The organism is Streptomyces sp. NEAU-YJ-81 (assembly GCF_017592595.1).
Taxonomy (GTDB): Bacteria; Actinomycetota; Actinomycetes; order Streptomycetales; family Streptomycetaceae; genus Streptomyces; species Streptomyces hygroscopicus_B.
The window spans coordinates 1-22,216 of record NZ_JAGFNO010000068.1 but is presented as its reverse complement, the minus strand read 5'-3'; the positions used below and the strand labels follow the sequence as shown (position 1 = coordinate 22,216).

General features: G+C 70.9%; 3 protein-coding genes. All 3 read left to right on the top strand.

The window, feature by feature from the left end:
* A partial coding sequence (locus J5X86_RS48840) for a type I polyketide synthase (RefSeq protein ID WP_208523034.1) occupies nt 1-7,310 on the top strand: 7,310 nt, incomplete at its 5' end.
* A 91-nt stretch (nt 7,311-7,401) separates the two neighbouring features.
* Entirely contained in the window at nt 7,402-18,720 is an 11,319-nt protein-coding gene (locus J5X86_RS48835) for a type I polyketide synthase (RefSeq protein WP_208523033.1), read from the top strand.
* Between the two features lie 85 nt (nt 18,721-18,805).
* A partial coding sequence (locus J5X86_RS48830; protein WP_208523032.1) for a type I polyketide synthase occupies nt 18,806-22,216 on the top strand: 3,411 nt, incomplete at its 3' end.

The window sequence follows — 22,216 nt, the reverse complement described above, 5'->3', positions numbered from 1 at the left end:
TCTCGTCGGCTACTGGTGTGCTGGGTGGCGCGGGGCAGAGCAACTACGCGGCGGCGAATGTGTTCCTGGACGGGCTGGCGTCCTGGCGCCGGACCCGGGGGCTGCCGGGTGTGTCGATGGCGTGGGGTCTGTGGGCCGAGGCCAGCGGCATGACCGGACACCTCAGCGAGGATGACATCCGGCGGATATCCCGCTCGGGTGTGATGCCGCTGGCCACGGACGAGGGGGTTGAGCTGTTCGACGCCGCTCTGGTCTCGGACGTGGTGGTGCCCGTTCTCTTCCGGCTGGACATCCCGGCGCTGCGCGCGCAGGGCGCCGAGCTTCCCGCCATCTTCCGCAACGCCGTGCCGGGGATGCCCGTCCGGCGTGTCGCGGGCGCCGGAGAGGCGGACGCGGATGAGGTTGCCGCCCGCCTACGGCGGCGACTGGTCAGCATGTCCGAGGCGGATCAGGAACAGTTCCTGCTCGAAGAGCTGATCCGTGTCCACGTGGCCGCCGTCTTGGGACACGCCAAATCTGACACTGTGGAGGTGGGACGCCCCTTCAAGGACCTGGGCTTCGACTCGCTCACCGCCGTGGACTTGCGGGCCCGTCTGAGCGCGGAAACGGGTCTGCGCCTCCCGGCGACACTCGTTTTCGACTACCCGAACCCGACGGTACTGGCGGGCCATCTGCGCTCGGAGATCCTCGGCTCCCAGGACAGGGCCATCGCGGCACCGGCGGGCGGGTCCTTCGGGGCCGCGTGGCGCAAGGACGACGAGCCGATCGCGATCGTGGCCATGAGTTGCCGCTTCCCCGGTGCGGTGCGGACGCCCGAGGAGTTGTGGCAGCTGGTGATGGCGGGCACCGATGCCACGTCGTCGCTCCCGTCCAACCGTGGCTGGGACCTCGAGTCCACGTACGACCCGGACCCCTCGCGTGAGGGCACGTACTACGTCCGCAACGGTGGCTTCCTCTACGAGGCGGATGAATTCGACCCGGAGTTCTTCGGGATCTCGCCGCGTGAGGCGCTGTCGATGGATCCGCAGCAGCGGCTGCTGCTGGAGACGTCGTGGGAGGCGTTCGAGCGGGCCGGCATCGCTCCCGAGGCGGCGAAGGGAAGCCGGACCGGCGTCTTCGTCGGCGTGATGTACAACGACTACGGCAGCCGTCTGGAAGGGAACGCCCCCGAAGGCTTTGAGGGCTACCTCGGCATGGGCAGCGCGGCCAGCGTGGCCTCGGGCCGGATCTCCTACACGTTCGGCCTTGAGGGGCCTGCTGTGACGGTGGACACCGCGTGCTCGTCGTCGCTGGTCGCGCTGCACCTGGCGGTCCAGGCGCTGCGCCAGGGCGAGTGCGACATGGCGCTGACCGGTGGTGCGACGGTGATGTCCACACCGATCGCGCTGGTGGATTTCAGCCGTCAGCGCGCGCTGTCCGAGGATGGCAAGTGCAAGGCGTTCAGCAATCGCGCCGACGGCTTCGGATTCGCCGAGGGCGTCGGGCTGCTGCTGGTGGAGCGGCTGTCGGACGCGAGGCGCAACGGGCACGAAGTGCTGGCCCTCGTCCGGGGTTCGGCGACCAACCAGGATGGTGCGTCGAACGGCCTGACCGCCCCGAACGGCCCGTCTCAGCAGCGGGTGATCCGCGCGGCGCTGGCGAACGCCGGGCTGTCGGCGGCCGAGGTGGACGCGGTCGAGGCACATGGCACCGGCACCCAGCTGGGCGATCCCATTGAGGCGCAGGCTCTGCTGGCCACCTACGGCCAGGACCGGCCCGCGGACCAGGCAGTGTGGCTCGGCTCGGTGAAGTCGAACATCGGCCATGCGCAGGCGGCGGCCGGTGTGGCTGGTGTCATCAAGATGGTGATGGCGATGCGGCATGGCGCGCTGCCGAAGACGCTGCACATCGATGAGCCGTCGGCGCATGTGGACTGGTCCGCGGGTGGAGTGCGCCTGCTGACGGACGGTATGCCCTGGCCGGAGACGGGACGGCCGCGGCGCGCGGCGGTCTCCTCCTTCGGGATGAGTGGCAGCAATGCCCACGCGGTGTTGGAACAGGCCCCGCTCGACGACGCTCTCAGCCCTGCCGCCGATGACGACGCCCCGGTCGGGGAACTGCCGGAGATCACGCCGTGGGTGATCTCCGGGCGGTCGGAGACCGCGGTGGAGGCGCAGGCGGAGCGGCTGCTGGCGCATGTGCGCGAGCGCCGAGAGGTCTCGCCCGCCGATGTCGGGCTGTCGTTGGCGACCACGCGCAGTGTGTTCGAGCACCGTGCGGTGGTGCTGGCGGGCGACGGGGACGGCCTCATCAACGGCCTGGGCGCGTTGGCCGAGGGGAATGTGTCGCCTGGTGTGGTACGGGGGATGGCGGCGGCCCGGGACCAGGCAGTGCTTGTCTTCCCTGGTCAGGGGTCGCAGTGGGTGGGGATGGCGGCGGAGTTGCTGGAGTCTTCGCCGGTGTTCGCGGAGCGCATCGGTGAGTGCGCGGCCGCGCTGGCGCCGTTCGTGGACTGGCCGCTTGCGGATGTGCTGCGGGGTGGGGAGGGCACCGCGGAGGCGTTGGAGCGGGTCGATGTGGTGCAGCCCGTGTTGTGGGCGGTGATGGTGTCGTTGGCTGAGCTGTGGCGCTCGTATGGGGTGGAGCCCGCGGCTGTCATTGGCCATTCGCAAGGTGAGATCGCGGCGGCGTGTGTGGCGGGTGCGTTGTCGCTGGAGGACGCCGCGAAGGTGGTGGCGTTGCGCAGCCAGGCGATCCGGGCGCTGTCCGGGCGCGGGGGCATGGTGTCGGTGTCGCTCTCCGTCGACTCGGTGCGGGAGCGGCTCGGGGCGTGGGGTGAGCGGTTGTCGGTGGCGGCGGTGAACGGGCCCTCGGCGGTCGTGGTCTCCGGTGACGTCGACGCGTTGGAGGAGCTGCTGGCGGTGTGCGATGCGGAGGGGATCCGGGCGCGTCGTGTGCCGGTGGATTACGCCTCCCACTGCGCTCACGTCGAGGCCATCGAGGACGAGCTTCAGCAGATCCTCGCGGGAATCGCCCCGCGCTCGTCGTCGGTGCCGTTCTATTCGACGGTGACCGGCGGGGTGCTGGATACGGTCGGTCTGGACGCCGCGTACTGGTACCGGAATCTGCGTCAGACGGTCCGTTTCGACGAGACCGTCCGGGTTCTGCTGGCCGACGGTTTCCAGGTGTTCATCGAGGCCAGTGCCCATCCGGTGCTCACCATGGGTGTGGAGCAGACGGCAGAGGACCACGCCACTCACGTCACCGCCGTGGGTTCGCTGCGCCGTGAGGAAGGCGGCCTGGAGCGTTTTCTGACGTCTGTGGCCCAGGCGTATGTGGGCGGTGTGTCCGTCGACTGGCCGGGGGTGTTCGCCGGGACGGGTGCGGAGCGGGTGGATCTGCCGACGTATGCCTTCCAGCGCACGCGCTTCTGGCTGGAGCCCGACGCCATCGGCGCCGCTGGTGATGTGGCGTCGGTGGGCATGGACTCGGCCGGGCATCCGTTGCTGGGGGCTGCCGTGCCGCTGCCCGACTCCGACGGTTTCCTGCTGACCGGCCGGCTGTCGCTGCGTACGCATCCCTGGCTTGCCGACCACGCGGTGCTGGGCCGGGTCATCCTGCCCGGTACGGCGTTTGTCGAGTTGGCGTCGCGGGCCGGTGACGCGGTCGGTTGCGATCGCTTGGAGGAGCTGACGCTGCAGGCGCCTTTGGTGCTGCCCGATGAGGGGGCGGTCCAGGTGCAGTTGGTCGTGGGCGGGCCCGAGCCGGACGGGCAGCGTGAGTTCAGCGTGTATTCCCGCCGTGACGATGGCCCGGACGCGTCGTGGACGTGCCACGCGAAGGGCATGCTGACAGCGGCGTCCGCCGCCATTGGCGGGACGACTGGCCCGGTGGGCCTGGAGGCATGGCCGCCGGCGGGGGCGGAGGCGGTCGGGACCGAGGGCTTCTACGAGGATGTGGCGGCCACCGGGCTGGCGTACGGACCGGTGTTCCGAGGGCTGCGCGCCGTCTGGCGCAAGGGCGACGAGGTCTTCGCAGAGGTGGCGCTGCCGGAGGAGTCGCGGGCGGAGGCGGCCCGGTTCGGGCTGCACCCCGCGCTGCTCGACGCGGCGCTGCACGCCTGGCTGGTGTGCATAGCCGAGGAGAGGGAGGAGGGGGACGGGAGCACGGGCGGGATCCAGCTGCCGTTCGTGTGGAGCGGTGTGTCGCTGTATGCCACCGGCGCGACCTCCCTGCGGGTGCGGCTGGCCCGCACGGGCGCCGAAGGGATGTCCGTGCTGGTGGCCGACGCGGCCGGAACGCCGGTTGCCACGGCGGAGGCGCTGGTCACCCGGCCGGTCTCGGAAGCACAGCTCGCGTCGTCCGCCGACGACGGCGAGTCGCTGTACCGGGTGGAGTGGGTCGTGGCGCCCGCCACCGACCCGACCTCCGCCACCGACCGGTGCGCCGTGGCCGGACCGGACGTCTTCGGCCTGGGCAGGGCGTTGAAGACGGCCGATGGGTCGGTGGAGGAACATGCCGACCTTGCCGTTCTGGCGGCACATGTGGGATCGGGCGCTCCCATGCCGGACCTGGTGTTCGTCACGGTGGCCTCCGAACCTGGCGAGGACGTCGTACCGGCGACCAGGGCCGTGGCCCACCGGGCCCTGGAGATGGTGCGGGCATGGCTGGCGGAGGACCGGTTCGCCGGGGCGCGGCTGGTGTTCGTCACCCGGGGTGCGATGGCGACCGAGGACGGTGCGGACCCGCGTGACCTTGCGGCGGCCCCGGTATGGGGGCTGGTGCGGTCGGCGCAGGCCGAGCATCCGGACCGATTCGTCCTGCTGGACGTGGACGGCGCCGAGACATCGCTCGCCGTGGTGCACCAGGCGGTGTCCACCGGTGAACAGCAGCTCGCGGTGCGCGGCGCCGAGATACTGGTGCCGCGTCTGGCGCCCGGCGCCGCGAGGGGCGTGCTGACGCCACCCGATGGCATCGAGGCGTGGCGGCTGGAGGCGTCCGGAGCGGGCACGCTGGAGCTGACCCTGGCCACGGCTACGGACACCACCCGGGAGCTCGGCGAACACGAGGTCCGGGTCGCCGTGCGCGCCGCGGGCATGAACTTCCGCGATGTCCTGATCTCCCTGAACATGTATCCGGACCCGGGGGCCATGATGGGGAGCGAGGGGGCCGGTGTGGTCGTGGCCACCGGTCCCGGTGTGACCTCCCTCGCCGTCGGCGACCGGGTCATGGGGCTGTGGAACGGCGGATTCGGGCCGTTGACCGTGGCGGACCACCGCAGCCTGGTGCGGATCCCGGACGGCTGGTCCTACACCGAGGCCGCGCCCATCCCCGTCGTCTTCGGAACGGCTTTGTACGGCCTGCGGGAGCTGGCGGGCCTGCGGCGTGGTGAGTCGCTGCTGGTGCATTCGGCCGCCGGTGGTGTGGGGATGGCGGCGGTGCAGTTGGCGCGGGCCTGGGGCGTGGAGGTGTTCGCGACCGCGAGCGAGGCCAAGTGGGATGTCCTGCGCGGCCTCGGGCTGGACGATGCGCATATCGCGTCGTCGCGGACGCTGGAGTTCGAGGAGCGGTTCAGGGCCGCCTCGGGGGGTCGTGGTGTGGATGTGGTTCTGGACTCCCTGGCCGGTGAGTTCGTGGACGCGTCGCTGCGGCTGCTGGGTGAGGGCGGGCGGTTCATCGAGATGGGCAAGACGGATGTGCGGTCGGCCGATGAGGTTGCCGCGGCGCATCCGGGGGTGATGTACCGGGCGTTCGACCTGGCCGAGGCGGGTCCGGTGCGCATCGGGGAGATGCTCGCCGAGATCGTGGCTCTGTTCGAGGGCGGTGGGCTGGAGCCGTTGCCCGCACGGGTGTGGGATGTGCGCAGGGCTCCTGAGGTGTTCCGGTTCATGAGCCAGGCGCGTCATGTGGGCAAGCTGGTGCTGAGTGTTCCGGCCGCGCTGGATCCGGAGGGGACGGTACTGATCACCGGTGCCGGTGGTGTTCTGGGTGGTCTGGTCGCCCGGCATCTGGTGGCGGAGCACGGTATGCGCCGGCTGCTGCTGGTCAGCCGTCGTGGCCGCGCGGCCGAGAGCCTGACAGAGCTCGAGGCGGAGCTGACGGCCCTGGGTGCCTCGGTCACGATCGCCGCCTGCGATGTCGCCGACCGCGACGCGCTGGCCGATCTGCTGGCCGACCTCCCCGACGGACACGGTCTGACCGGTGTGGTTCATGCCGCGGGTCTTCTGGATGACGGCACGGTGACGTCGCTGACGCCGGAGCGGCTGGACGCGGTGTTGCGGGCGAAGGTCGACGGGGCGTGGAACCTGCACGAGCTGACGCGCCGTTTCGATGTGGCCATGTTCGCCCTGTTCTCGTCGGCCGCCGGTGTGTTGGGGGCCGCGGGGCAGGCGAACTACGCTGCCGCCAATACGTTCCTGGACGGGCTGGCTCAGCGGCGCCGGGCGATGGGCCTGCCGGGAGTGTCGCTTGCCTGGGGTCTGTGGGCTGAGCGCTCCGGGATGACCGGACATCTCGATCAGGCGGACATCTCGCGGATGACGCGGGGCGGACTGGTGCCGTTCTCCTCCGAGGAGGGGTTGCGGCTGTTCGACACGGCGGGTCGGCTGGCCGAGGGTGTGGTGGTGCCCGCCCGGCTCGACCTCGGCCAGTTGGCGGCCACCGCCGATACCTCGCCCATGCCCCCGTTGCTGAATGGACTCGTACGACGGTCCGTTACACCCCGGCGTGCCTCGGTCCAGGAAGAGGCTGGTTCGCAGGAGGCGTCGTTGGCGCGGCGGCTGGCCGGGCTTGGCCAGGGGGAGCGGCGGCGGATGCTGCTGCGTCTGGTCCAGGAGCACGCTGCCACGGTGCTCGGTCATGGGACGGCGTCCGCGGTGGACACCGATCGTGGCTTCCTGGAGTTGGGCTTTGACTCGCTCACCGCGGTCGAGCTGCGTAACCGGCTGAACGCGGCCAGCGGGCTACGCCTGCCCGCCACGCTCATCTTCGATTACCCGACGCCCGCAGCGTTGGCCGGACACCTGGGTGCGGAGATCGCCCCCGTGGCGGCGGACGACGCGCCCGATGTGGCTGCCGAACTCGACCGGCTGGAAGCCGCGTTGCTCGGCACGGACACCTCGGCCGACGACACCACCCGTGCGATGGTGGCCGACCGACTGAAGCGCCTGCTGTCCCAGTGGGACGGCGGCCGTGGCGGCCCGGTGCCGGACGGCCAGGCCGGCGGAGCGACCAACGGCTCCGGCGACGCGGACGGTGTCGCCGACCACCTGGAGACGGCGGCGGCCGACGAACTCTTCGCCTTCATCGACGAGGAGTTCGGGACGTCGTGATCCGACCAGCGGCCGCCACCACGGCACATCCACGAAGCCACGCCTGCCCGCCGATCACCCGCTCCCGAAGCGCTGACCCCGAGAGGTTCTGATGTCGGAACAAGAAAAGCTGCTGGCCTACCTCCGGCGGGTGACGGCTGATCTGCACCAGGCGCGGCAGCGTCTGCAGGATGTGGAGTCGGCGGCCCGGGAGCCGATCGCGATCGTCGGGATGAGCTGCCGCTTCCCCGGTGGGGTGGGCACCCCCGAGGAGTTCTGGCGGCTGCTGAGCGGGGCCGAGGACGCCATCACACCGTTTCCCGAGGACCGCGGCTGGGACCTCGACTCGCTCTATGACGCGGACCCTGATCGGTCGGGTACCTCGTATGCGCGTGAGGGTGGGTTCCTGCACGACGTCGGCGACTTCGACGCCGATTTCTTCGGGATCTCGCCGCGTGAGGCGCTGGCGATGGATCCCCAGCAGCGGTTGTTGCTGGAGACTTCGTGGGAGGCGATTGAGGGGGCGGGTATTGATCCGGCTTCGCTCCGGGGCAGTCGGTCCGGGGTCTTTGTCGGGGCGGTGGCCCCTGACTACGGGCCGCGCGTGCACGAGGCCCCCGATGGTTTCGAGGGTCATCTGGTGACCGGCAGCGCCATCAGTGTCGTGTCCGGGCGGGTGGCCTACACCCTGGGTCTGGAGGGCCCGGCCGTCACGGTGGACACCGCGTGTTCCTCGTCGCTGGTGGCTCTGCATCTGGCGGTGCAGGCGCTGCGTCAGGGTGAGTGTTCCCTGGCTCTGGCCGGTGGTGTCACCATCATGGCCACGCCTGGCACGTTTGTTGGTTTCAGCCGTCAACGTGGGCTTGCGGCGGATGGGCGGTGCAAGCCGTTCGCGGCGGGGGCGGACGGTTTCGGGCCTGCTGAGGGTGTGGGCATGCTGTTCCTGGAGCGGCTGTCCGATGCGCAGCGCAATGGGCATCGTGTGTTGGCGGTGGTGCGGGGTACGGCGATCAATCAGGACGGTGCGAGCAGTGCGCTGTCCGCTCCCAATGGGCCGTCGCAGCAGCGGGTGATCCGTCAGGCGCTGGCCAACGCCGGGCTCACGGCCGGGCAGGTCGATGCGGTGGAGGCGCATGGGACGGGGACGTCGCTGGGTGATCCGATCGAGGCGCAGGCGCTGCTGGCCACGTACGGCCGTGAGCGTACGGCGGATGATCCGCTGCGGCTGGGGTCGGTAAAGTCGAACATCGGTCATACGCAGGCTGCCGCCGGTGTGGCGGGTGTGATGAAGATGGTGCTGGCGATGCGGCACGGCATGCTGCCGCCCACCTTGCACATCGAGGAGCCGTCCCCGCACGTGGACTGGGCGACGGGCACTGTCGAACTCCTCGCCGAGGCCACCGCGTGGCCCGAGGGTGAGGAGCCGCGCCGGGCCGGTGTGTCCTCGTTCGGCATCAGCGGCACCAACGCCCACGCCATCATCGAGCAGGCGCCGTCGTCGGCCGCTGCCGACACCGCTTCTGACGCGGGCGTGGCGGAGGAGGCGGAGGCGCCCCGGACGGCGTTGCCGCTCGTCCCCTGGCTGCTGTCGAGCAAGTCCGAGGCGGCGCTGCGCGCCCAGGCCAGGCGGCTGCTGGAGCACGTGGAGCGGCACCCGGAGGTCGCGGCCGAGGACATCGGATTCTCCCTCGCCACGACGCGGACCGCCTTCGAGCACCGTTCGGTCGTGCTGGCCTCCGATCGTGCGGAGGCCGTACGGGCGCTGACTGATCACCTCGCGGGCCGGGGCGGCTCCGGGCTGGTCGAAGGCGTTGCCAAGCGCAGTGCCGGGGTTGCGTTCGTCTTCCCCGGTCAGGGGTCGCAGTGGGTGGGGATGGCGGCGGGGCTGCTGGATTCCTCGCCGGTGTTCGCCCGGCGGATCGAGGAGTGCGCGGCGGCCCTGGCGCCGCATGTGGACTGGTCGCTGGTGGAGGTGTTGCGCGGCCGGGAAGGTGCCGCGGCCGCGTTGGAGCGGGTGGATGTGGTCCAGCCCGTCCTGTTCGCGGTGATGGTGTCGCTGGCGGAGTTGTGGCGTTCGTACGGCGTGGAGCCCGCGGCGGTCATCGGCCATTCGCAGGGTGAGATCGCGGCGGCGTGTGTGGCGGGCGCGTTGTCGCTGGAGGACGCCGCGAAGGTGGTGGCTCTGCGGAGTCAGGCGATCCGGGCGCTGTCCGGGCGCGGTGGCATGGTGTCGGTCTCGCTGCCCGTGGAGGCGTTGCGGGAGCGGCTCGCGACGTGGGGTGAGCGGCTGTCGGTGGCGGCGGTGAACGGGCCCTCGGCGGTCGTGGTCTCCGGTGACGTCGACGCGCTGGAGGAGCTGCTGGCGGCCTGCGAGGCGGAAGAGATCCGGGCCCGCCGGATCCCCGTGGACTACGCCTCGCACTGCGCCCATGTCGAGGCCATCGAGGGCGAGCTTCAGCAGACCCTCGCGGGAATCGCCCCGCGCTCCTCGTCGGTGCCGTTCTACTCGACGGTGACCGGCGGGGTGCTGGACACCACGGAGCTGGACGCCGGCTACTGGTACCGCAATCTGCGCGGGACCGTGCGTTTCGACGAGACCGTGCGGGTGCTTCTCGAGGAGGGCTTCCAGACGTTCGTGGAGGCCAGCGCGCATCCGGTGCTGACCATGGGCATCGAGCAGACGGCCGAGGACCACGGCACCCCCGTGGCGGCCGTCGGCTCGCTGCGCCGCGACGAAGGCGGCCCGGAAAGGTTCCTGACCTCCCTGGCCGAGGCCCACGTCGGCGGTATCGCCGTGGACTGGCGGACGGTGTTGGCCGGAACCGGTGCGCACCCCGTCGACCTGCCCACCTACGCCTTCCAGCACCAGCGCTACTGGCTGGACGCCAACCCGGTTGTCGAGGCGGCTGCCGGTAACGGCTTGAGCGCGGATGCGGTGGACGCGCGCTTCTGGGAGGCGGTGGAGCGCGAGGACCTGGAGGCGCTGACACGGACGTTGGAGGTGGCGGACGAGGAGCAGCAGTCGTCGTTGACGGCGTTGCTTCCGGCGCTGTCGTCCTGGCGCCGTCAGCGGCGTGAGCAGAACACGGTGGACGGCTGGCGTTACCAGGCGGTCTGGAAGCCCCTGGCATCCGCGTCCGAGACCACGCTCTCGGGCACCTGGCTCGTGGCCTTTCCGGAAGGCCGTGGTGACGATGTATTGGTCGCCACCGTGCTGGACGGGATGGCCGGGCGCGGTGCGCATGTGGTTCGCGTAGCCGTCGGGGCGGCGGATGACCGTGAGGTGATTACGGAGCGGCTGCGCGTGGCCCTCGATGGCGCAGCGGTGGAGCCGTCGGGCGTGACGGGTGTGTTCTCGCTGCTGGGGCTGGACGAGTCGGCACATGAGTCCTTCGAGGTGGTCCCGGCCGGGCTGGCGGCGACGGTGGGCCTGGTTCAGGCGCTGGGCGATGCGGATGTGGTGGCTCCGCTGTGGTGCGGCACCCGGGGTGCGGTGTCGGTGGGGCGTTCCGACCGGCTGGTGAGCCCGGTGCAGTCGATGGTGTGGGGCCTGGGCCGGATCCTGGAGGCGGAGTACCCCCAGCGCTGGGGCGGCGTCGTGGACCTGCCCGAGACCATGGACGACCGCGCGATGACCCGTCTGGCCGGAGTGCTGACCGCCGCGGAGACCGAGGACCAGGTCGCGGTGCGCGGGTCCGGCGTCTTCGCCAAGCGGCTGGTGCGGGCCTCCGCGCCTGATGCCACGACCGCGGATGGCTGGCGGCCGAGTGGTTCGGTGCTGGTGACCGGTGGTACGGGTGCGCTGGGTGGCCATGTGTCCCGCTGGCTGGCGCGTACGGGTGCCGCACATCTGGTGCTGACGAGCCGTAGTGGTATGGAGGCCGAGGGCGCCGCCGAGTTGAAGGCGGAGCTGGAGGAGCTCGGTGCCCGGGTGACGGTGGCGGCGTGTGACGCCGCGGACCGTGCGGCGCTGGCCGCGGTGCTGGACGCGATTCCGCGGGAGTTCCCGCTGACGGCCGTGGTGCATACGGCTGGTGTGCTGGACGACGGTGTGGTGGACGCCCTCACGGTGCGTCGGGCGGCCGGGGTGCTGCGTCCGAAGGTGGACGCGACCCGGAATCTGCATGAGCTGACCGCGGGGATGGATCTCTCGGCGTTCGTGCTGTTCTCCTCGGCGGCGGCCACATTGGGCGGTCCGGGGCAGGGGAGCTACGCGGCGGGTAACGCCTATCTCGACGCGCTGGCTTCGCAGCGGCGCGCGGATGGCCTTCCGGCCACGTCCATCGCCTGGGGCGCCTGGGCCGGAGGCGGCCTCGTCACGGATGAGGTCGGCGAGCAGATGAGCCGGTCGGGGATTCTGGCCATGTCCCCCGAGCTGGCGATTTCGGCGCTGCAGCAGGCCCTGGACCACGACGAGACGTTCCTCGCGGTCGCGGACATCGACTGGACGCGCCTCGAGGCAGACTCCCCCGACGCTCCCCTCTTCCGCCAGTTGCGCAGCGCGCAGAGCGCGACCACGGAGAAGCAGCCCACGGCGGGCAGTGCCGTCCCCGGGCGGGCAGAACTTCACGACCGGCTGGAAGCCATGCCCCGGGAGAAGCGCGAAGGGGCGCTGCGGGATCTGGTGCGTGCCCAGGCCGCCGATGTCCTCGCTCACGACAGCGCGGACGCGGTCGCGTCGGACCGAGCCTTCCGCGATCTCGGCTTCGACTCGCTGACCGCCGTTGAACTGCGCAACCGGATCGGCACGGCGACCGGGCTGCGGCTGCCGGTCAGCCTGGTCTTCGACTACCCCACGCCCACGGTGCTGGCACGGTTCCTGAACGGCGAGATGTTCGGCACCGAGGAAGGCGGCGCCGCCGAGACGGCGCCGACCCGATCGGACTCGCTCGATGAGCCCATCGCGATCGTGGCGATGAGCTGCCGGTTCCCGGGCGGTGTGCGGACCCCGGAGCAGCTGTGGGACGTGGTGAACGCCGGAGTCGACACGATCTCCGGGTTCCCCGACGACCGTGGCTGGGACCTCGAGGGGCTGTACGACCCCGACCCGGACAGGCCGGGCACGACCTACGCCAGCACCGGCGGATTCCTCGACAACGTCTCCGACTTCGACCCGGACTTCTTCGGCATCTCGCGGCGTGAGGCCCTGGCCATGGACCCCCAGCAGCGGCTGCTGCTGGAGACGTCCTGGGAGGCGTTCGAGCGCGCCGGCATCGACCCGGCGGCGTTGCGTGGCAGCCAGGCGGGCGTCTTCATCGGCTCGAACTACCAGGACTACAGCGGCCGGCCCATCAGCGTGCCGGACGGCGTGCAGGCCTATCTCGGACTCGGCAGCGCGTCGAGCGTCGCCTCCGGCCGCCTCTCTTACACCTTCGGCTTCGAGGGCCCGGCCATGACGGTGGACACCGCGTGCTCGTCGTCGCTGGTCGCCCTGCACCTGGCTTGCCAGTCGCTGCGCCAGGGCGAGTGCGACATGGCGCTGGCCGGCGGTGTGACGATCATGGCCACGCCGGGCACGTTCGTCGAGTTCAGCGCCCAGCGCGTGCTGTCGCCGGATGGGCGGTGCAAGGCGTTCTCCGCCGAGGCGGATGGCACGGGCTGGTCCGAGGGCGTGGGCCTGCTGCTGGTGGAGCGGCTGTCGGACGCACGGCGCAAGGGCCACCAGGTGCTGGCCGTCGTCCGGGGTTCGGCGATCAACCAGGACGGTGCGTCCAACGGTCTGACGGCGCCCAACGGCCCGTCGCAGCAGCGGGTGATCGGCCGGGCTCTGGAGAACGCCGGTCTGTCGTCCGCCGATGTGGACGCGGTGGAAGCCCACGGCACGGGCACCTCGCTCGGTGACCCGATCGAGGCGCAGGCGCTGCTGGCCACCTACGGCCGGGAGCGGCCGGAGAGTGAGCCGCTGTGGCTCGGGTCCATCAAGTCGAACATCGGGCACACGCAGGCGGCCGCGGGCGTGGCCGGGGTCATCAAGATGGTGATGGCCATGCGGGAGGGCGTGCTGCCGAAGACGCTCCACGCGGACGAGCCCTCACCGCACGTCGACTGGACCAGCGGCGCCGTGTCCCTGCTGCGCGAGCCGACCCCGTGGCCGGAGACGGACCGCCCGCGCCGGGCGGCCGTGTCGTCCTTCGGGATCAGTGGCACCAACGCGCACACGATCATCGAGGCGGCCGACGCCGTCGAGTCGCCGTCGCCGGAGACGGGCGGCGAGGCCACCGGTTCACCGGCCGGCATCGCGGTGGTTCCGTGGCTGCTCTCCGGCGGCAGCCCTGACGCGCTGAGCGCTCAGGCCGGGCGACTGCGCGAGTTCGACGGTGTGCGTACCGCGCACGCCGATGACCTCGCCGATATCGGCTACTCGCTGGCGACGACCCGTTCCGCCCTGCCCTACCGCGCGGTTGTGGTCGCCGAGGAACCGGCGCAGTTCCGGTCCGGACTCGACGCGCTGGCGGAGGGCAGGAACGCGGCCACGCTGATCCAGGGCGTGGCACGGGCCGAGCACAAGACGGCGTTCCTGTTCTCGGGCCAGGGTGCGCAGCGTCTGGGCATGGGACGGGAGCTGTACGACGCCTTCCCGGTGTTCGCCCAGGCGTTGGACGAGGTGTGCGCGCATCTCGATGTGCTGCTCGACCGCCCCCTCACCGAGGTGATGTTCGCGGCCGAAGGCAGCGCGGATGCCGACCTGCTGAACCAGACGGCGTTCACCCAGCCCGCGCTGTTCGCCATCGAGGTGGCGCTGTTCCGGCTGCTGGAGCACTGGGGCATCACCCCGGATGTGCTGATCGGCCACTCCATCGGTGAGATCGCCGCCGCGCATGTGGCGGGGGTGTTCTCGCTGGAGGACGCGTGCGCGCTGGTGGCGGCCCGTGGCCGGCTGATGCAGTCCATGCCCGAGGGCGGCGCGATGGTGGCCGTCCAGGCGCCCGAGGAGGAGATCGCCGCGTCGCTGGCCGGTCGTGAGGCCGAGGTGAGCATCGCCGCCATCAACGGCCCGACGGCCGTGGTCATCGCGGGCGATGAGGCCGCGGTGCTGGAGATCGCCGGACAGTGGGAGCGAGAGGGCCGCAAGACGCGTCGCCTGCGGGTCAGCCACGCCTTCCACTCCCCGCGCATGGACGGGGTGCTCGGCGACTTCCGTAAGGTCGTCGAGGGCTTGTCGTTCGCTCCGCCGACCCTCTCCCTGGTCTCCAACGTCACCGGCACATCGGCGGAGACGGATGAGGTGTGCTCGCCGGAGTACTGGGTGCGGCATGTGCGGGAGGCGGTGCGGTTCGCGGACGGGGTACGGACCCTGGAGAAGCTGGGCGTGACGTCGTTCGTGGAGGTGGGCCCGGACGGGGTGCTCACCGCGATGGCGCAGGACTGCCTGACGGCTGGGGAGTCCGATGGCGGGCTCGCTCCCTCCCTCGTGTCCGTGCTGCGCAAGGACCGGCCCGAGATCCAGTCGCTGACCATGGCGCTGGCCGAACTCCACGTCCACGGCACCACGGTGAAGTGGGACGCGGTGTTCGCCGGGCGTGGCGCCCAGCGGGTGGAGCTGCCCACCTACGCCTTCCAGCGGCAGCGCTACTGGCTGGAGACGGCGCCGGCCGCCGGCGGGGATGTGACCTCGGCGGGGCTGCACTCGCCGGACCATCCGCTCCTCGGCGCCGCCGTCGCCCTCGCCGACACCGACTCCTACCTGTTCACCGGCCGTCTGTCCGTCGCCACTCAGCCGTGGCTGGCCGACCACGCCTTCGCGGACACCGTTCTCTTCCCCGGCACGGCCTTCGTGGAACTGGCCCTGCGCGCGGCGGAGCAGGTGGGCTACGAGCGGCTGGACGAGCTGACCATCGAGATGCCGCTGATCCTGCCCGAACGGGGCGCGGTCCAGATCCAGCTCACCGTGGGCGAGCCGGACGAGTCCGGAGCCCGTTCGCTCAACCTGCACTCCAGGCCCGAGGACGTCCAGCCGGACGGCCCCTGGACACGCCACGCGACCGGCCTGCTCACCAGGGACCCGTCCACCACGGCACCGGAGTCCGTGGCCGCCGACTTCGCCGTGTGGCCGCCCGCGGAGGCGAAGCCGATCGACGTGGCCGACCTCTACGACCAGTTCATCGATATCGGCTTCGCCTACGGCCCGGCCTTCCAGGGGCTGCGAGCCGCCTGGCGCCGTGGCGACGAGATCTTCGCTGAGGTCGACCTGCCCGAGACGCAGGAGACCGAGGCCGCGCGGTACGGCCTGCACCCGGCGCTGCTCGACGCCTCGCTGCACACCGTCGCGTTCAAGTCGTCCGGCACCGATGGCAGCGCCCTTCCGTTCTCGTGGAACGGGGTGACCCTCCACACCGGTGGTGCGTCCGCGCTGCGCGTACGGCTTGCGAGCGGAGGCGGGGACGCGGTCTCCCTGCACGCCACCGACACCTCCGGCGCACTCGTCGCCTCGGTCGACTCCCTCGTGCTGCGGCCCGTGGCCCCGGAGCAGGTGAACTCCGCCCAGCCGTACGAGTCGCTGTACCAGCTCGAATTGGTGCCCCTGGACATGTCCCGCGCCCCGGAGACGAGCGGCGGGGCGGCCGGGCGCTGGGCGCTCGTCGGGCCCGACCAGGCTGAGGTGACCGGCGTCCTCGGATCGGCCGGTGTCACCGTGGACACCTACCCGGACCTCGCGGCCCTGGCCGAGGCCATCGGCGGCGGCGCGACCGCGCCCGAAGTCGTCCTGGCCTCCACCGTGTCCCGTAGCCGCCGGACGCAGCACCTGGCGGAGGCGGTACGGGAAGTCAGCCACTACGCCCTCGGCCTGCTCAAGAGCTGGCTGGTCGACGACCGCTTCGGCGCTTCCCGCCTGGTGTTCCTCACCCGGGGGGCCATCGCCGCGGGCGACGATGCCGATGTGGCCGACCCCGCCGGCGCGGCCGTCTGGGGCCTGGTGCGCTCGGCTCAGACCGAGAACCCCGACCGGTTCGTCCTGGTCGACCTGGACGGCCAGGAAGACTCACGCCGGATCCTTCCGGCGGTGCTCGCCGCCGACGAGCCGCAGGCCGTGGTCCGCGAGGGCACGGTGCTCGGCCAGCGGATGGCCCGGGTCTCCTCGGGCACCGCACTGCTGCCGCCCGCGGGAGTGCGCGAATGGCGCCTGGACATGCACGCCAAGGGGATCTTGGAGAATCTGGCGCTGCTGCCCTGCCCCGATGCCACCGAAGCCCTGGGCGAGAACGAGATCAGGGTCGAGATGCGCGCGGCGGGCCTGAACTTCCGCGATGTGCTCAACGCCCTGGGGATGTACCCCGGGGAGGCCGGGCCGCTCGGTGGCGAGGGCGCCGGTGTGGTGACCGAGGTCGGCTCCGCGGTCAAGGACCTGGCGCTGGGCGACAAGGTGATGGGCATCTTCAGCGGGTCGTTCGGCCCGGTCGCCATCACCGACCGGCGTGTCGTCGCCCGGGTCCCGGAGGACTGGACGTTCGAGCAGGCGGCCTCCACGCCCATCGTGTTCCTGACGGCCTATTACGCCATGGTGGACCTGGGCGGTCTCCAGGCCGGCCAGTCGGTGCTGGTGCATTCGGCGGCCGGTGGTGTGGGCATGGCCACGCTGCAGTTGGCGCGGCACCTCGGCGCCGAGGTCTTCGGCACGGCGAGTGAGGGCAAGTGGGACACTCTGCGGTCGCTGGGTCTGGACGACGAGCACATCGCGTCGTCGCGGACGCTGGACTTCGAGAGGCGCTTCCTCGATGTGACCGGCGGGCGCGGCATGGACGTGGTGCTCGACGCGCTGGCGCGGGAGTTCGTGGACGCGGGTCTGCGCCTGCTGCCGCGCGGTGGTCGGTTCCTGGAGATGGGCAAGACCGACGTCAGGGTGCCGGAGGAGGTGGCCGCCGAATACGGCGGGGTCTCCTACCAGGCGTTCGATCTCATGGAGGCGGGACCCGATCGCATCCAGGAGATGTGGGGCGAGCTGATCTCGCTGTTCGAGGGCGGGGTGCTGCGGCCCCTGCCGGTGCGCACCTGGGATGTGCGCAGGGCGCCCGAGGCATTCCGCTTCATCAGCCAGGCCCGGCACACCGGCAAGGTGGCGCTGACCATCCCGAGGACGCTCGATGGCCCGGGGACGGTGCTGATCACGGGTGGTACGGGTGGTCTGGGCGCGCTGTTGGCCCGTCATCTGGTGGTGGAGCACAAGGTTGAGCGTCTGGTGCTGACGAGTCGTCGTGGCGTGGAGGCGCCGGGTGCGGCGGAGTTGGTGGCGGAGCTGGCCGGGCTGGGTGCCGAGGCGGAGGCCGTGGCATGTGATGTCGCCGACCGCGACTCCCTCGCCGCGCTTCTGGCCTCCCTGCCTGCTGAGCACCCGCTCACCGCCGTGATTCACACCGCCGGTGTGCTGGACGACGGCGTCGTCGAGGCACTCACTCCCGAGCGCGTCGACCGTGTGCTGCGGCCCAAGGTCGACGCGGTGCTCAACCTGCACGAGCTGACCGCCGGCCTCGACCTGTCCGCGTTCGTGCTCTTCTCCTCGCTATCCGGGATGCTCGGCGGTCCGGGCCAGGCCAACTACGCCGCCGCCAACGCCTTCCTGGACGCGTTCGCGCACCGGCGCCGGGCCGAGGGCCTTCCCGCCCAGTCACAGGCCTGGGGGCTGTGGGAGCAGCGCAGCGGCATGACGGGCAAGCTGGACGAGGCCGATACGCGGCGCATCGCCCGGGACGGAGTGACCCCGATGGCCTCCGAGGAGGCCCTGGCCCTGTTCGACGCCGCTTGCGGCATCGACGCGGCCATCCTGGTCCCGGCACGGCTCGACGCCTCGGCGTGGCGAGCCCAGGACGGGCCGATCCCGGTCCTGCTGCGAGGCATCATCCGGGCCACGGCTCGGCGCGGCCCCGCGAAGACGTCCACGGGCGGTTCCGGCGCCGACCCCGCCGACCTGCGTCGCCGTATCGGCTCGATGAAGCCCGCGGCGCGGCAGAAGGCGCTCCTGGAACTGGTGGCCGAGCACGCGGCCATGGCGCTGGGCCACGACGACGCTCGCATGATCGCCCCCGACCGCGGATTCCTCGATCTCGGCTTCGACTCGCTGACCGCGGTCGGACTGCGCAACCGGCTGGGCACGGTGACCGGCCTTCGGCTGCCCGCCACCCTGCTGTTCGACTACACGACGTCCAAGGCGCTGGCCGGGTATCTGGCGGAAGAACTCGTCGAGGAGGAGCCGGAAGCATTGGTGGTGCTGCCGGTCCTGTCGGAGCTGGAGAAGCTGGAGAGCTCCTTTGCCGAGGTGGTGGCGGACGAAGCCGCGAGGACACGCCTCACAACACGCTTGCAGCAGGTGCTGGCGAAGCTGACCGCAGCGCAGCAGACACAGACGACGAACGGTGGGGTCGCTGCTGCCGAGAAGTTCGAGTCGGCGACCGACGACGAGATCTTCGACTTCCTCGACGAGGAGCTCGGAACGTCGTGACCGACACGTACCCCGTCCCTGGAAGTTACCGGCTGAAGGCTTTCAACCCCCGGTCTTGGGGTTCTCAGAGGAGTGACAAGAGGCAGTGAGCGACACCAAACTGCGCGATTACCTCAAGCGCGCGACGGCCAGTCTGCACGAGACTCGTCAGGAGCTGCGGGAACTCAAGGACAGGGACACGGAACCCATCGCGATCGTCGGCATGGGGTGCCGGTATCCCGGTGGGGTGGAGTCGCCGGAAGACCTGTGGGACCTGGTCGCCTCGGGCACTGATGCCATCTCCACCTTCCCCGTGGACCGGGGATGGGACGAGGACCTGTACGACCCGGACCCGGAGAAGCCGGGCAAGAGCTACACCCGTGAGGGTGGGTTCCTGTACGACGCGAGCGGCTTCGACGCCGCGTTCTTCGGCATGAGCCCGCGCGAGGCGGTGGCGACCGATCCGCAGCAGCGGCTGCTGCTGGAGACCTCGTGGGAGGCGCTGGAGCGGGCGGGCATCGACCCGGCGTCCGTGCGCTCCAGCCGCACCGGCGTGTTCGTCGGTGTGCTTTACAACGACTACGGTTCTCGTATCCAGTCGATACCGGAGGGTTTCGAAGGCCACCTGGGCAACGGCAGCGCCGGAAGCGTCGCGTCCGGTCGCATCTCCTACACCTTCGGCTTCGAGGGCCCCGCGGTGACCGTGGACACGGCGTGCTCGTCGTCGCTCGTGGCGCTGCACCTGGCCGTGCAGGCGCTCCGCAAGGGCGACTGCTCGCTGGCGCTCGCCGGTGGCGTGTCCATGATGGCGACGCCACAGGCGTTCATCGAGTTCAGCCGTCAGCGGGGACTTTCTGCCGACGGCCGGTGCAAGCCGTTCTCGAACGAGGCGGACGGCACGGGCTGGGCCGAGGGCGTGGGGATGCTGCTCCTGGAGCGGCTGTCGGACGCGCGGCGCAACGGACACCAGGTACTGGCGGTGGTACGGGGTGTCGCCGTGAACCAGGACGGGGCGAGCAGCCGGTTGACTGCGCCGAACGGTCCCTCGCAGCAGCGGGTGATCCGCGACGCACTGCGGAACGCGGGCCTGTCGGCGGCCGATGTGGACGCGGTGGAGGCACACGGTACGGGTACGACGCTGGGTGACCCGATTGAGGCGCAGGCTCTGCTGGCCACCTACGGCAAGGAGCGCCGTGGGGCGGACCGGCCGCTGTGGCTGGGGTCGTTGAAGTCGAACATGGGGCACACCCAGGCGGCCGCCGGCGTGGGTGGCGTCATGAAGATGGTGCAGGCGATGCGGCATGGCGTGCTGCCGAAGACGCTGCATGTCGATGCTCCGTCGGAGCATGTGGAGTGGTCGGCGGGTGCGGTCGAGTTGTTGACCGAGGCGCGGGTGTGGCCGGAGACGGGGGAACCGCGCAGGGTTGGTGTGTCGTCGTTCGGTGTGAGCGGGACGAACGCGCATGTGATCCTGGAGCAGGCTCCGGAGGTCGAGGCGGAGGTTGCCGAGGAGTCTGCCGGTGGTGGTGTCGCGGGTCCGGTGGCGTGGGTGGTGTCGGGTCAGAGTGACGCCGCGTTGCGGGCGCAGGCCGGGCGGTTGCGGGAGTTCGTGGCGGAGCGTCCGGAGCTGGGCGCCGCCGATGTGGCGCGCTCCCTTGCGACGACCAGGTCCGCGTTCCAGTACCGGGCCGCGGTGACCGGGACCGGCCGGGAGGAACTCCTCGAGCGCCTGGGAGCGTTGGCTCAGGGTGCCAAGGCACCGGGTGTGGTCCGCGCGGGCGCCGTCGAGGCACCGGGCCGTTCGGTGTTCGTCTTCCCTGGCCAGGGGGCGCAGTGGGTCGGCATGGCCGTGGGGCTGCTGGAGTCCTCGCCGGTGTTCGCCGAGGCGATCGGCGAGTGCGAGACGGCCCTGTCCGCTTACGTGGATTGGTCGTTGACCGAGGTGCTGCGCGGTGCCGAGGGTGCGCCTGGTTTTGATCGGGTGGATGTGGTGCAGCCGGTGTTGTTCGCGGTGATGGTGTCGTTGGCGAAGTTGTGGCGTTCGGTGGGTGTGGAGCCGGATGCGGTGATGGGGCATAGCCAGGGTGAGATCGCCGCGGCGTGTGTGGCGGGTGCGTTGTCGCTTGAGGATGCCGCGAAGGTGGTGGCGTTGCGGTCGCAGGCGATCGCGGTGGGTCTTGCGGGGCGTGGTGGCATGGTGTCGGTCGCGCTGCCGGTCGATCAGGTGGAGAAGCGTCTCGCCCGGTGGGGCGGCGCGATCTCGGTGGCGGCGGTTAACGGCCCGGGTTCGGTCGTGGTGTCGGGTGATCCTGGTGCGCTGGATGAGATGGTCGCGGAGCTTGAGGGTGAGGAGGTGCGGGTTCGCCGGGTTCCGGTGGATTACGCGTCGCACTCGGTACATGTGGAGGGGATCCGCGAGGAGCTGCTGAAGGTTCTGGCGGGTATCGCGCCACGTTCGTCGGAGGTGCCGTTCTACTCGACGGTGTCCGGTGAACTGGTGGACACCGTCGGTCTGGACGCGGAGTACTGGTACCGGAACCTGCGGCAGACGGTCGAGCTGGAGTCCACGACTCGCACGCTGCTGGATGACGGCCACACCGTGTTCATCGAGGTGAGCCCGCATCCGGTGTTGGCCCTGCCGGTGCAGCAGACCTTGGAGGCCGCTGAGGCCCAGGCGGTGGTCGTCGGCACGCTGCGGCGGGACGAGGGTAGTCCTGAGCGGTTCCTGACCTCTGCCGCCGAGCTCTATGTCAGCGGGGTCGGCGTCGATTGGCGGAAGGTGTTCGCCGGCCACGGTGCCCGCCGCGTTGAATTGCCGACGTATGCCTTCCAGCGGGAGCGCTTCTGGCTTGATGCGCCTGCGGGGGTGGGCGATGTGGGTTCGGTGGGGTTGGGTTCGCTGGGGCATCCGTTGCTGGGTGCGGTGGTGTCGTTGGCCAGCGGTGGTGGGGTGCTGCTGAGCGGGCGGCTGTCCTTGGCCACACATGGGTGGCTGGCGGATCACGCCGTACACGGAGTGATGTTGCTGCCGGGGACGGCGTTCATGGAGTTGGCGCTCCAGGCGGGCGATCAGGTCGGCTGTGGCCGGGTCGAGGAACTGATCCTGGAAGCGCCGCTGATCGTGCCTGAGAAGGGCGGGGTACGCCTTCAGGTCGAAGTCGGCCAGGCGGATGCTTCCGGCTTCCGTGAGGTGAGTGTCTTCTCGCGGGAGGAAGCGGACGGTGAGGGCGCCACATGGGTGCGGCATGCCCATGGTCTGCTGGGTTCGGCCGCGCCCAGCTCCGAGGCCCGGTTCGACTTTGGTGTGTGGCCTCCGGTGGGGGCCGAGTCGGTTGATGTGTCGGGTGAGTATGTGCGGGCCGCGGAGAACGGGCTGGAGTATGGGCCGGCTTTCCAGGGGTTGAAGCGTGCGTGGCGGCGTGATGGTGAGGTGTTCGCGGAGGTCGAGCTGCCGGAGGGAGAGCGGGAGCGGGCGGGTCAGTTCGGTCTGCATCCGGCGTTGTTCGACGCGGCGTTG

Coding starts and splice junctions, on each gene's coding strand:
- J5X86_RS48835 (WP_208523033.1), top strand. CDS start 7,402: ATGTCGGAACAAGAAAAGCTGCTGGCCTACCTCCGGCGGGTGACGGCT.